Source organism: Sorangium sp. So ce117 (assembly GCF_051524395.1).
Taxonomy (GTDB): domain Bacteria; phylum Myxococcota_A; class Polyangia; order Polyangiales; family Polyangiaceae; genus Sorangium; species Sorangium cellulosum_B.
In genome coordinates, this window is record NZ_CP150309.1 from 5,321,815 (window position 1) to 5,335,618 (window position 13,804).

Genomic DNA, 13,804 nt, shown 5'->3' on the forward strand with positions numbered 1-13,804 from the left:
CGGGGGTTGTGCCGAGCGACCGCGCGAGTAGGCTACGCGCCGGATGGAGCGGCTAGAGAGCTACGTCGAAGGGCAGTGGCGCGCCGGCCATGGCGCGCCGCACGTGCTCGTCAACCCCGCGACCGAGGAGCCGCTCGCCGAGACGAGCACGGACGGCCTCGACCTCGCGGCCGCGGTGGCGTTCGCGCGCGCCGAGGGCGGGCCCGCGCTGCGCGCGCTCACGTTCGCGGAGCGCGGCGAGCTGCTCCGCGCCATGTCGCGCGCCGCGCACGCCGAGCGCGACGCGCTCATCGACGTCGCCATCCGGAACGGCGGCAACACCCGCGGCGACGCCAAGTTCGACATCGACGGCGCGATCGGCACGCTCGCCTACTACGCCGACCTGGGCGCCCAGCTCGGCGACGCGCGGCTGCTCACGGACGGCGAAGGCGTGCAGCTCGGGCGCTCGCCGCGCTTCTTCGGCCAGCACATCCTCGTCCCGCGCCCCGGCGTCGCGGTGCACATCAACGCCTTCAACTTCCCCGCGTGGGGGCTCGCCGAGAAGGCCGCCTGCGCGCTCCTCGCGGGCATGCCCGTCATCACGAAGCCCGCGACCAGCACCGCGCTCGTCGCGCTCCGGCTGATGAAGATCTTCACCGAGCGCGCCCCGCTGCCGCGCGGCGCGCTCTCCTTCGTCGCCGGCCCGCCGGGCGATCTGCTCGCGCACCTCGGCGGCGAGGACGTGCTCGCCTTCACCGGATCGAGCGCCACCGGCGCCGCGCTCCGGCTCTCGCCCGGCCTCGTGCGGGACGGCGTCCGCGTGAACGTCGAGGCCGACAGCCTGAACGGCGCCGTCCTCGGCCCCGACGCCGTCCCCGGCTCCGAGACGTACGCGATGTTCCTGCGCGACGTCGTGCGCGACATCACCCAGAAGGCCGGCCAGAAGTGCACGGCGATCCGCCGCATCTTCGCGCCCGCGGCCGTCGTCGACGCCGTGCGCGACGACCTCGTCGACCGCCTCCGCGACGCGCGCGTCGGCGATCCCGCGCAGGAGGGCGTCACGGTGGGCCCGCTGACCACGTCCGATCAGCTCCGCGGCGTGCGCGCGGGCATCGAGCGCCTCGCGGCGGGTGCTGCGGTGGCGCTCGGCGGCGCCGGGCCCTTCGAGGCGATCGGGGTGCCCCCGGGCAAGGGGTACTTCGTGCCGCCGACGCTGCTCGTCGCGAGCGGCCCCGACGGCGCGCCCGCCGCGCACGAGCACGAGGTCTTCGGCCCCGTCGCCACGCTCTTCCCGTACGACGGCGGCGCGGCGCACGCCGTGGCGCTCCTGCGCCGGGGCCGCGGGAGCCTGGTTTGCTCCGTCTACAGCGACGACCGCGCCTTCGCGGCGGAGGTGCTGCTCGGCGTCGCGCCGTACCACGGCCGCGTCCTGCTCGGCAGCGAGAAGATCGCCGATCAGGCGCCCGGTCCGGGCACCGTCCTCCCTCAGACGATCCACGGCGGCCCGGGCCGCGCCGGCGGCGGCGAGGAGCTCGGCGGCCTGCGCGGGCTCCACTTCTACTCGCAGCGCACCGCCGTGCAGGGGTCGCGGCCGATCCTGGAGGCGATCCTCGGGGCGAAGGGCGAGCCCCGACCCGCGCCGGCGAAGCCGTAGATCGCGAAGGCCGGGGTAGCTCTTTCCGTGGACTTTATGGTGAAGTCTCGCTCATGAGCGCGGGCCCGCAACTCATCGGCAAGACGATCGCAGGGCGCTTCCGCGTCACCGGGTTCATCGGCGAGGGCGCGATGGCGGCTGTCTACCGCGGCGAGCAGGACGCGGAGCCGCGCGACGTCGCCATCAAGATCATGCACCCGCAGCTGCTCGGCGACGAGACGTTCGTCACCCGCTTCTACCGGGAGGCGAAGGCGGCGTCGCGCCTCCACCACCCGAACACGGTGCAGATCCTCGACTCCGGCGTGGAAGGGCACCTGCCGTACATCGTGATGGAGCTCGTCGCCGGGCAGGACCTGTTCGAGGTCCTGCTCGCCGAGCGCCGCTTCTCCGAGGCCCGCGCCGCGCGGTTCCTGATCGGCATCACCGACGCCCTCGCCGCCGCCCACGCGCGGGGCATCGTGCACCGCGATCTCAAGCCCGAGAACGTGATGGTCATGCGGGATCCGGCGGATCCGTCGGTCGAGCGCGTGAAGGTGCTCGACTTCGGGATCGCGAAGATGGTCGAGAAGAACACCCGCGGCGGCGACGACGGGCCGAACAGCGCGCCCATCAGCGTCTGGGGCTCGGTCACCACGGTCGGCGTGGTCGTCGGCACGCCCGCGTACATGTCCCCGGAGCAGTGCCGCGGCGACGTCATCGACGGGCGCAGCGACGTGTACGCGTGCGGGGTGCTCCTGTTCCTGCTCGTCACGGGCCGGCTCCCCTTCCCGCCCACGGCCGTCGCGTGGGAGGTGGCGATGGATCACCTCCGGAAGCCGCCGCCCGCGCCGAGCCAGTTCCTGCCGCAGATCCACCCTGCCCTCGAGGCGATCATCCTCACCGCGCTCGCGAAATGGCCGAACCAGCGCCAGCAGAGCGCGGCCGAGCTGCGCGACGAGCTCGAGCGGCTCCTCCCCCACCTGTCGGACGCGCTGCTCCCTGCCGCCCGGACGAGCGCGCCCGAGGACGCGCCGACCCTCGAAGTGGCGATGCCGCCGTCGCTCCGGAGCTCCATGACGGCCGCGCCGCCGCTGCGCGAGGGCGATCTGCCGCCGCCGGCGCAGCGGGGCGAGGTGCTGGCGAAGTCCGTGTTCCGCGAGGCGTCGCTGACGGACGGGCCGCCGTCGAGCGCGATCCTGTCGCTCGCCGCGACGCTCCCCGGCATCGCCCTCCCGCGCGAGGCGCCGGCCGGACCGACGTCGGACGACTTCTCGCGCACGCTCCCGGCGGTGCGGCGGCTCGTCGCGCCGACGAGCGATCCGCCGGCGAGCGACGTCGTGATCCACGATCGCAAGGACTTCGGGCCGCTCCTCCCCGCCGCGGGCGCCCGCGCGCCGTCCCCGAGGCCGGAGGCGCCGCGAGGCGCCGGCGCACCCGCCGCCGCGCCGCCGCGGCCGCCCTCGCGGTCCTCGGCCGCGAACGTCATCGAGATCGCGCCGGCGCCGGTCCGGCGCGATCGCCGCCCGCCCGCGCGCCCGACGGACCTGTGGATGGTCAAGCTCGTGGTGCCGCTGGCGCTGGTGATCGGGCTGGCGCTCGGTGTGCTGGCCTTTTTCCTGAGCCGCTGACGCCTCGCTCCTCAGGCGCTGGCCGGCGTGACGGGCGCCTCGAAGGCGGCTCGGAGCGCCTGCGCGCGCAGCTCGACCGCCGCCGACGCGGGCGGCGGGACCGGCGCCTCCGCCTCGGCTGACAGCGCCATCGCGAACGCGTCGATCGCGGCCTCGACGACGCCCTCGATCGGGCGCGCCGCGAGCTCGTCAGGGGCGTCGTGGACCGCCACCATGCCCATCAGGACGGCGCGCACGTGGGCCGCCGCCCTCGGCGACGGCGCGGCGCCCCCTTCGTCGGCGCCGCTCGCGCCGCGCGTGGCGCGAGCCGCCGGCTCCGCGCCGGCCCGCGCCGCCCTCGCGATCTCTGCGGAGAGCGGCCAGCTCAGCCGCGCCACGAGCCGCTCCTGCACGTAGGCGCGGACGCTCGCGTCGGTGCGCTTGCGCTCCTCGGGCAGCGCCGCGATCGGGCGCAGGTCGGACGCGAGCTCCCGGCGCGCCGGCTCGAGCGCCTTGTCGATCGCCGCGGCAAGCGCCCGCCGCTCGCGGCGCAGGTACGCCGCGCTCGCGCGGAGCCGATCCGCCTCGGCGCGCGCCCTCCGCCCGGCCTCGCGGTCCTCGGCCGCGCGCGCCGACGCCGCCTGGGCGAGCTCGGCCGCGATGCGGCCCGCCTTGCGGCGGAGCGCGCGCTCGCGGAGCGCGTCGCTCGCGTCGACGATCTGCTCGGCGAAGAGCGCCTCGACCTCGGCCCACCCCGACGCCGCGAGCGCCGCCTCGTCGCCGAGGCGCCCCTTCAGCGAGAGCCGCGCCGAGAACGCGATCGGCGGCGTGAGCGAGGTGATCGCGCTCGCCGCGAGGCTGTCGCGCACGTGCGCGAGCACCGTCTCCAGGGCGTCGGGCTTGAGCCGGTCGGCCTTGTTCGCGAGGATCTGCACGGGCACGCCGAGCGCGCTGATCTCGGAGAGCACCCGCCGCTCCGACTCCTTCATCGCCTGGGGCGCGTCGAGCAGCCAGATGGCGACGTGGGCCTCGTCGAACGCCCGCCGCGCCTCGGCGATGTGATCGGGGTCGGGCGCGTTGAAGCCGGGCGTGTCGAGGATCTCGACGCGCTTGAGCCGCTCGATGGGCGCGTAGATGAACACCCGCGCCACCTTGTCCCCGGCCGCCGCGAGCGCGCGCAGCGTGTCCTTCAGCGCCGCGTGCGGCACGACGCGGTCCTGGCCGCCGCGCACGACGACGCGCGCGAACGGATCGGGCGCCCAGGCGACCCAGTGGAGCGTCGCGGTCGTCGGCAGGACGCCGGTCGGCGCCACGTCCTCGCCGAGCAGCGCGTTCAGGAACGTGCTCTTGCCCGCGTTGAACTCGCCCACCACGGCCGCGCGGAGCGGCCGCTCCCGCTCCACCGCGAGGGCCTCGATCGCCGCGAGCAGGTCGAGCCGGTCGAGGAGCTTGGCCGTGCGCGCGAGCTCGCGCAGCACGTCGCCCCACGCGGCGGCGGCGCGGGCCCCGGCGGGGCCGCCCGCGGGGGGCACCCACGCCTGCGCGATCGCGCGGCGCATGTCGTCGGCCCACGCGGCGCCCTCGCCGGTCACCGCGTCGAGCGCGTCGAGCGCGCCGCTCCCCTGCCCGGCGGACGCCATCGCCGCGGCGTCGCGCAGCCGGACGAGGTCGGGCGGGAGCGGGGGCGCGGCCGCGCCGCGCGGCTCCTTGTCGTCGTCCTTGGCGTCCTTGTCGCGCGCGACGAGCGCGTCGAGCGCGCCGAGGTCGCGGGTCTCGACGGCCATGCGGAGCAGCGCCGCCGCGGCGGCGCGGTCGCCCGCGGAGAGCCCGCGCGCGAGCGCCTGCCGCGCGTCGTCGCGCCGCCCCTCGGCGAAGGCGAACGCGGCGGCCCAGGTCGGCTCGTCGAGCGCGCCCGCGGCGCGGACGACGCGGCGCACGCGGTCGACGACGAGCACGTCGCGGGAGGCGGCGACCAGGGCGGCGCAGAGCTCGGCCGCGCCGGGGACGTCGAGCACGAGCGCCCGCAGCCCGAGGTCGAGCGCCCGCCCCACCACGGCGGGCGGCAGGGCCGCCGCGGAGGAGCCCGCCGCGGGGAAGCCCGCCGCGGCGCTCGCCTCGGCCAGGGCGAGCCGGGCGAGCACGAGGGCGGCGCGCCCCTCGATCGCGGTGGGCTCGCCGAGGATCTCCGCGGCGGCGCGCGCGCCGTCGAGATCGCCGTACGCGAGCGCGCACTCGGCGCGGCGGAGGGCCACGTCGCGGTCGGGCACGGTCGTGAGCGGCGCCGGGATGCGGTCGAGCCAGCGCTGCGCGCGGGCCGGGTCGCCCGCGGCGAGGTCGAGGTCCGAGAGATCGAGCAGCGCGAGGCGCGCCGCGTCGCGCTCCTCCGGCGCCGACGTGGCCCGCTCGAGCGCGTCGCGCGCGCCGTCCCAGCCGATGCGCTGCCCCGCGCGGCCGAGGCGGAGCCACACGTCGGCGCGCCACGGGACGCGCTTCGCGAGATCCGTGAGCGAGGCGACGACCTCCTGGTCGAGCCACGCGTCCTCCGCGGCGTCGGCCCAGAGCGCCAGCCCGACGGCCGAGTCGGGCAGCACGGAGAGGATGGTGCGGGCGTGCTCGCGGGCCTCGAGGGGCATGCCCTTCGCGAGCGCGGCCTCGGCGGCGCTGCGCTCGTTCTCTAGGCCGAGGGCGAGGATCTCGACCCGCCCGAAGAACCGGTTGAGCGCCTCGACGAGCCTCGCCATGGGCCGGATGAAAGCCTCCCGGGAGGGCGGTCGTCCAGGAAGAAGCGAAGGCCGGAGCGGCGGGCGGCCAGGCTCCGATCTGGCCGGCGGCTCCCCCGGGGAGCCTCGCTGGAGGTCTCGACCTGGGCGGGACCTCAAAAACGAGGGGACCGCCCAGGTCTGGGCCCTGCTCAGCGTCTGGCGACGAGCGCTCGGACAGATCTCGATCTGGGCGGGGCCTCGAAAACGAGGGGACCGCCAGGTCTGGGCCCTGCTCAGGATCTGGCGACAAGCGCTTTGCCAGATCTCGACCTGGACCAGACCTTGAAAACGAGGGAGCCGCCTGGTCTGGCCCTGCTCAGGATCTGGTGACGGGCGCTTTGCCAGGTCTCGACCTGGGGGGGTGCCTCGAAAACGAGGGGACCGCCAGGTCTGGGCCCCTTCAGGATCTGACCACCAGCGCTCGGCCAGGTCTCGATCGGACCGAGCCCGGAACGTGAGCGCCTGTTGTTAGAGTGGACCTGTGCCGGCAGACATCGTTACAGGGCGCGTCGATGCGCTGATCGTCACCGCGCTGCAGGACGAGCTCGAGGCTGTCCTCGCGCTCGGCGAGGGTGGTCGAGACGGCTGGCGGGAGGCGCGGGATCCGGGCGGGTTCCCGTACTTCGTCCGCGACCTCCCGAACGACCGCGGCGAGCCGCTCCGCGTCGCCGCGGCGTGGTCGGGGCGGATGGGCGAGAGCGCGGCGGCGGCGAGGGCGCAGGGGCTCATCGAGGAGCTCGATCCAGGGTGCCTCGCGATGTGCGGCATCTGCGCCGGCAAGCGCGGCGAGGTGTCGCTCGGCGACGTCATCGTCGCCGACCGGGTCTACAGCTACGACGAGGGCAAGCGCGTCGCCCACGGCGGCGAGGGCGCGTTCTTCCACGACATCGAGACGTACAACCTCGAGCGCACGTGGAACATGGATGCCGCGCTCTTCGCGCGCGAGTTCGAGCGGCAGGCGGCGTTCGCGGCCGAGCGCCCGCCGTCGAAGCCGTCGCAGGCGTGGTGGCTCCGGCACGCGCTCTACGAGAGCCAGGTGGAGGGGGGACCGCCGGCCGTCTCGCGGGGGGAGCGCGCGGCGCGGTGCCCGGGCTGGACCGAGCGCATCGGCGAGCTGGAGGCGGCGGGCGCGCTCCGCATCGGCGACGGCGGCCTCGAGCTCACGGATGCGGGCGTGGCGCAGGTCCGCCGGGATCGCCTTCTCCACCCGGACGGCCCGCCGTCGGCCCGGCCGTTCCGCGTGCACATCGGCCCGATCGCCACAGGCAAGGCGGTGCAGGAGGACGCGGGGCTGTTCGAGCGGCTGAAGCCCATCGGGCGCAAGGTGCTCGGCGTCGAGATGGAGGCCGCGGCGATCGGCTACGTCGCGGAGCGCCTCGGGAGGCGGTCGATCATCGCGAAGGCCGTCTCGGATCACGCCGATCACGACAAGGACGACAGCTTCCGCGCGTTCGCGTGCCGCGCCTCGGCAGAGTTCCTCGTCGCGTTTCTGAGGCGCTTTCTTGGGCCTGCGCGCGCCGAGAACGCCGGGCGAGTCCCCAGGCTGCGCCGCCTCCCGGCGCGCGCGCGGGGCGGCCACGCGGGTCCGCACGGCGACGACATCCTCCTGCCCGGGGAAGGGCGCAGCGACGACTTCCTCTCGCGGGTCGAGCGCGTGTGCAGGCTCCGCGAGTCCGAGGGCGTGAAGATCGAGTGGTTCGACGCGCCCCTCCCCTTCGGCGTCTACCTCCGCGTCTCGGTCAACGAGGGCGGCATCGTCCGGATCGCGCCGCTCGCGGCGCTCGAGAGCGGCATCTCGACCGAGGCGGTCTCCGCGTTCATCGAGAGCATCGACGCCTCGTACCGGCGCGAGGATCCCGGCCTCGTGTCCACGCTGGTCTATGGCGGCGAGCCCGCGCCGGAGGAGCTCGTGCGTTACGCGAGCGCGCGGCGCGTGCGCCTCGTGCGGTTCCTCGAGTACCAGGGGCTCATCGACTTCCGCGGCTACCTGGCGTGGCAAAACGCGAGCCTCGAGCGGGACCTCACGTATCCGCCGGATCTCTACGTCGACCAGCGCGTCGCGCTCACGACGGGCCAGGAGGAGGTGGTGCGCGAGCGCGCGCTCGACGCGATCGCGGAGCTGCTCGACTCCGAGCACAGCCGGTTCGTGCTGGTGCTCGGCGACTTCGGCACGGGCAAGACGTTCCTCCTTCACGAGCTCGCGCGGCGGATGGGCAAGGCGGGCGGCCCGCTGACGCCGGTGCTCATCGAGATGCGCGCGCTGGAGAAGGCGCGCGACCTGAACGCGCTCATCGCGCAGCACCTGGCGCTCGCGGGGCTCGGCAAGATCGATCTGCCCGCGTTCCGGCACATGCTGGCCGAGGGGCGGATCGCGCTCCTGTTCGACGGCTTCGACGAGCTCGCCTTCCGCGTGACGTACGACCGCGCGGTGGAGCACTTCGACACGCTGATCCAGGCGGCGCAGGGCAAGGCGGCGAAGGTGGTGGTCACGAGCCGGAGCCAGCACTTCATCTCGGAGCAACAGGTGAGATCCGCGCTGGCGGAGAAGGCCGCGCTCTTGCCCGGCTACCGGCTCGCGCGGCTCTTGCCGTTCACCGAGGCGCAGATCCGCAGGTTCCTCCTCAACCGGCTCGGCGGCGAGGAGGCGGCCGACGCGCGGATGCGGCTGCTCGCGGACGTGAAGGACCTGCTCGGCCTGTCGGCGAACCCGCGGATGCTGGGGTTCATCGCCGAGATCGAGGAGGCGCAGCTGCGGCAGGCGAAGTCTGGCGACGGGGAGATCACCTCGGCGGGGCTCTACAAGCTGCTCCTGGATCGGTGGCTCGTCTGGGAGTACGAGCGCGCGCACCCGAAGGGCGCGCAGCCGGGGCTGTCGGTGGCGCAGCGGTGGCGGGCGGTGACGGAGCTCGCGACAAGGCTGTGGCAGCGGACGGAGCAGAGCGTGAACGTGCGCGAGCTGCCGGCGGAGCTCATCGCGACGCTGCAGGCGCTCGGGCGGCACGAGCTCGACCTGGGGGTGACGGCGCACCAGATCGGGTCGGGGACGCTGCTCGTGTGGGACGACCAGGAGAACTTCCGGTTCATCCACCAGTCGGTGCTCGAGTGGCTGGTGGCGCGGGCGGCGGCCGAGGAGGTGCAGCGCTCCGGGGAGTCGACGGCGCTGGCGCAGCGGGAGGTGAGCGACCTGATGGCGGATTTCTTCGGGGCGCTCGCGGGAAGGGAGGCGGCGGCGCGGTGGGCGCGGAAGGCGCTCGGCGGGGCGTTCGGAGCCGTGGCGGCGGGGAATGCGCTGCGGATCGACGGGCGGATGGGGCTCGGGGTGAGCGAACGGATGAACCTCGCAGGGGCGGATCTGCGGGGGCAAGATTTTTCGGGAAAGGACCTCAGCGGGGGCGATCTGCGGGGAACCGATCTAAGGGGGGCGAAGCTCGTGGGGGCCAACCTGAGCGGGGCCCGGATGGCGGGGGCGCTGCTCGATGGGGCCGATCTGACAGGGACAACGCTCTGCGGGGCGGATCTGACGGAAGTGACGGCGGTGCGGGCGCGGATGGTGGGCGCGGATCTGACAGGGGCGAGACTCGCCTCGGTGAGACTGCGCGGGGCAAAGCTGGTGGGCGCGCGGGGCGTGCGGTTCGACAGGTGCGACACGTTCGGCGCGGCAATGCCGGAGGCCGCAAGGTTCGAGCCGACCTGGGCGCAAGGGAGCCGATGCAACGCCGTGGCGATCAGCCCCGATGGGATGCTGCTCGCATCCGCTCATGCCAGCTGGATCGTGCTGTGGGACCTGGCGACAGGCGCCGCGCTGCGCAGGCTGAACGGTCATTCCGACTGGGTTACGAGCCTCGCCTTCAGCCCTGAGGGCGACACCCTCGCCTCCGGCTCAGAGGACTGCACCGTCCGGCTCTGGGACGTATCGACCGCCAACCTGCTCTGCGCGCTCAAGGGGCACTCGCATCACGTGACCACCGTCGCGTTCAGCCCTGACGGGACGATGTTGGCTTCCGGCTCTTCCGGCGCCAGTGTCCGGCTCTGGCAGGTCGCCACCCTCGGGCAGCTGGGCATGCTCCGAGGTCACCAGGACAGGGTGAAGACCGTCGCGTTCAGCCCTGATGGTGAGATGCTGGCTTCCGGTTCGTCGGACGAGAGCATCCGGCTCTGGAGGGTTTCAACCGGCCACCCGATCCGGGTGTTGCGCGGTCACCGGGGCGATGTGCTCAGCGCTGCCTTCAGTCCCACCGGCGAGATGCTGGCTTCCGGCTCTGCAGATGGCAACATCCGCGTCTGGCACGTATCGACGGGCGAGGCGTTGTACACGCTGAAGCACCACGCGAAGCATGTGACCAGCGTGGCGTTCAGCCATGATGGCGCGACGCTCGCCTCGGGTTCCGAGGATGGCATGGTGGGTCTTTGGCAACTCTCGACCGGAGACGCGCCGCACCTGAAGTGCTCGTCTTTGCTGGAGGGACATTCAGCCGCGGTGACAAGCGTCGCTTACAGTCCGGACGACACGACGCTCGCCTCCGGCTCAGGAGACCGAACGGTGCGACTCTGGCAGGCGTCGACCGGCGGCGTCCTGCGCGTGCTGCAGGGACAGCCGAGCGTGTCCTTCACAATGGCACTGAGCCGTGATGGCGCAACGCTCGCTCTCGTGTCCGACGACTCCGAGGTTCATTTCTGGCAGATGTCCACGTGGCGCACGCTAACCCCATTGAAGGACAGCGGCAGATCCTTGTCGAGGGCGACCTTCAGCCCCGACAACGTGACCCTGGCCCTGTACACACACGACCGCAAAATCTGGCTATGGAAGCGTGACACAAAAGCGGCCCTGCGCGTGCTGGAAGGGCACTCCAATCACATCACGGATGTGGCATTCAGCCCTGACGGCAAGATGCTCGCGTCAGGCTCGTTCGACAGCACGGTGCGGCTCTGGCGGACCGAGACGGCGGACTCGCTTCGCGTGCTCGTAGGTCACGATGACGCTGTCAGGAGCGTGGCGTTCAGCCCTGATGGCGCGACGCTGGTTTCAGGCTCCGTCGATCGAACCGTTCGACTCTGGAACGTGGATGATACAAGAACAGCGCGCGTGCTGGTCAATCACGATGATATTGTCAGAAGCGTGACCTTCAGTCCTGACGGCGCGATGGTGGCATCAGGATCCGACGACAAGGTCGTGCTCCTGTGGTCGCTCGCCGAACACGGTAAGCCACGCGCGCTGCGCGGCCACGAGGGCCGGGTGAGGAGCGTGGCCTTCAGCCCCGACGGCACATCGCTCGCTTCCGGGTCCGACGATCATAGCGTTCGGCTCTGGGACGTGGCGACTGGCAGCATTGCGCGCGTTCTGCAAGGGCACTCCGATGCGATCGTAAACGTGGCGTTCACCCCTGACTGCACCACGCTCCTCTCCAGCTCCTTCGACAGCACCGTTCGTTTTTGGGACGTGCGTACCGGTGCGTGCCTCGCCGTGCTCCTCAAGCTCCCCGATGGCTGGGTCGCCTTCCGCCCCGACGGCCGATACAAGCTCGGCGGCAACGTCGCAGGCGGCTTCTGGCACGCCGCGAATCTCTGCCGCTTCGAGCCGGGCGAGTTCGACGCGTTGTTTCCCGGTCTGCGCATCTCGGATGACGAGCCGCTGCTCTCCCCGTCGCCTGCTCTCCACGCCTCGACGCCGAGCGACAGCCTCTCGACGAGCAACCCCGTCCGCCTCTTCTTCAGTTATTCCCACGAGGACGAGGGGCTCCGCAACGACCTGGAGAAGCACCTCGCCCCCCTCAAGCGCGACGGCTTGGTCCGGGGCTGGCACGACCGCCGTATTGCGGCCGGCGACGAGTGGGCTGGCCAGATCGACAGGAACCTTGAAGAAGCGGACGTGATTCTGCTCCTCGTGAGCGCCGACTTCCTCGCCTCCGACTATTGCTTCGACAGGGAGATGAAGCGCGCCCTGGAGCGCCACGACGCCGGCACGGCCCGGGTCATCCCGGTTCTTCTCCGGCCAACCGACTGGCACAGCGCCCCCTTCGCCCGGCTCCAGGCGCTTCCGGCCGATGGCAAGCCGGTCACTTCCTGGCAAAACCAGGACGAAGCCTGGACCGAGGTGGCCAAGGGCATCCGGCGCGCGGTCGACGCGCTTCGCGCCCGACCCCGGTGATCGGCGGGGCGCGCGGCAAGCGCTGTCGAGCTCCTACGCTGTCTCGTCGATCGCCTCGATCACGATCCCGCCGAATCGGCCCTCGTCGGCGCGGCACCTCACGCCCCGGATGACGCATGCGTGGCTGTCCCGAGGCTCGCCGGTATCGGCATAGCGCGCCCCGAAGCCGCCGCCGAACGACGTGTTGAAGAACTCGAGAGGCCGCCCGGCCTCGTCCGTGGCCTCATGCTTGCAGAGCCCGCACACCGCGCGCGGGTGGCGTGGCCACATCTCCAAGGGATCGCCGCAGATCGGGCAGCGGTGCGTCCCGTCCGGCATCCCGCTCCCATCGGCGGTCACGAGGCGCGCGCCGCGCTCGCCCGCGGCAAACCGGTACGGGCCGCTGATCCCCGCGATGCTGGCGCGCTCCTCGCTCGCGACCGCGAACAGGCCGGCGCCGGCGAGGGTGAGCGCTTCGAGCGCCGCCGCGAAGCCGGGCCGGTCGCCGGTGTCCTGCCCACGATCCTCCTGCCAGGAAGCGATCTCGACGCCTTCCCGCCTTGCCCAGGCCTCGATCGCCTCGCGCTGCTCTGTAGCGGAGGCGCACGCGGCGTCCGTGGAGACGCGGATGTAGGCGACGGCGCGCTCGGGACTGCCGCGCTTGAACCGGCGAGCTGTCATACGGGATGAGACAATCCTGGACAGTGACGGTTGTCCAGCGGGCCGTGGTCGCGGTCGCGGGTGGCTAGCCCCCGAGCACCGCGCACAGGGGATCTCGCCGCGCTGGCAGCGCGGATTGTTGGCCTCGACCTGGACAGGCCTGTAGACGACGCCCGATGGGCTCGACCCGGACGGCCTGGCACGTGCTGCTCGTCGCGCTGCTCAACCAGCGGGGCTCGCGCGGGTTCGAGGTGCGCAGCGAGGTGCCGCTCTCGAACGAGCCGCTCCGCGCCGACTACTTGCTACTGCGCCGGAGCGCCGGGCCGAGCGAGCCCGCGGGCACGCTGAAGAAGCTCTGGGACCTGTTGCCCAGGGACACCATCGTCGAGTTCAAGAGCATCGGCCGGCCTTACCGACGGCGCAACCTCGACCGGCTGTGCAGTTACCTGCACCTGTACTGCGCCGACGAGCCGGAACGGATCGAGCGGCGGAGCGACCTGTGCGGTGTGCTGCTCGTCCCGTCGCGCACCAGGTCGCTCGACGCGGATGTGGCCGAGCTCGGCCTGGAATGGGGCGACCTCGGCGGCGGCTACTGGCGGCTCGAGGGCGGGGCGTTCACGCTGCTCGTCGTCGAGATCGACGCAGCGGCGGAGGCGGAGGACGACGATCTGCTACGCTTGTTCGGGCACGGCGAGGCCCGGACCGTCGAGGCCCGAAGGTGGCTCTCGCAGCAGCTTGGAGCCGAGGAGATCGCCATGGAAATTCACGAATTGGAGGGCTTCGACGAGATTGTCCGCAAGCTCCTGGCCACCCTCCCGCCGGAGCGGGTGCTTTCGGCTTACGCCCCCGAGCAACGCGTGGCCGGGCTGCCGCCCGAGCAGCGCGTGGCGGGGCTGCCGCCCGAGCAGGTGCTGCTCGCCTTGCCCAACGACGTGCTCCGCGCCCTGTCCGATACCTACCTCGACACGCTCTCGGCGGAGACGCGCGCCGCCATCCGCGCGCGCATCGGACGGTAGGGCGGCAGCTCTGCGAACCGCGC

Annotated in this window: 6 protein-coding genes; 4 read left to right on the top strand and 2 right to left on the bottom strand. The window is 72.9% G+C overall.

Annotated elements, in window-relative coordinates:
* Positions 1-43: 43 nt before the first annotated feature.
* Positions 44-1,633, top strand: a complete 1,590-nt coding sequence (locus tag WMF46_RS19810; protein WP_437987033.1) for a 3,4-dehydroadipyl-CoA semialdehyde dehydrogenase — start codon at positions 44-46, stop codon at positions 1,631-1,633.
* A gap of 53 nt (positions 1,634-1,686) precedes the next feature.
* Entirely contained in the window at positions 1,687-3,240 is a 1,554-nt protein-coding gene (locus tag WMF46_RS19815; protein ID WP_437987034.1) for a protein kinase domain-containing protein, read from the top strand.
* An 11-nt stretch (positions 3,241-3,251) separates the two neighbouring features.
* Here the strand turns inward: WMF46_RS19815 and WMF46_RS19820 are convergent, their stop codons facing one another.
* Complete coding sequence (locus WMF46_RS19820; protein ID WP_437987035.1) at positions 3,252-5,960, bottom strand: dynamin family protein; 2,709 nt, start codon at positions 5,958-5,960, stop codon at positions 3,252-3,254.
* Positions 5,961-6,462: 502 nt separating this feature from the next.
* Between WMF46_RS19820 and WMF46_RS19825 the strand changes: the two genes are divergently transcribed.
* Positions 6,463-12,126 carry a pentapeptide repeat-containing protein gene (locus WMF46_RS19825; RefSeq protein ID WP_437987036.1) on the top strand — a complete coding sequence of 1,888 codons (5,664 nt, stop codon included), beginning with the start codon at positions 6,463-6,465 and terminating at the stop codon, positions 12,124-12,126.
* A 33-nt stretch (positions 12,127-12,159) separates the two neighbouring features.
* On the opposite strand, the gene WMF46_RS19830 is transcribed toward WMF46_RS19825, so the two are convergent.
* Positions 12,160-12,786: a recombinase family protein gene (locus WMF46_RS19830; RefSeq protein ID WP_437987037.1), complete on the bottom strand. Its 627-nt coding sequence runs from the start codon at positions 12,784-12,786 to the stop codon at positions 12,160-12,162.
* Positions 12,787-12,941: 155 nt separating this feature from the next.
* Between WMF46_RS19830 and WMF46_RS19835 the strand changes: the two genes are divergently transcribed.
* Positions 12,942-13,781, top strand: coding sequence for a hypothetical protein (locus WMF46_RS19835; protein WP_437987038.1), 840 nt, complete (start codon positions 12,942-12,944; stop codon positions 13,779-13,781).
* Positions 13,782-13,804 lie beyond the last annotated feature (23 nt).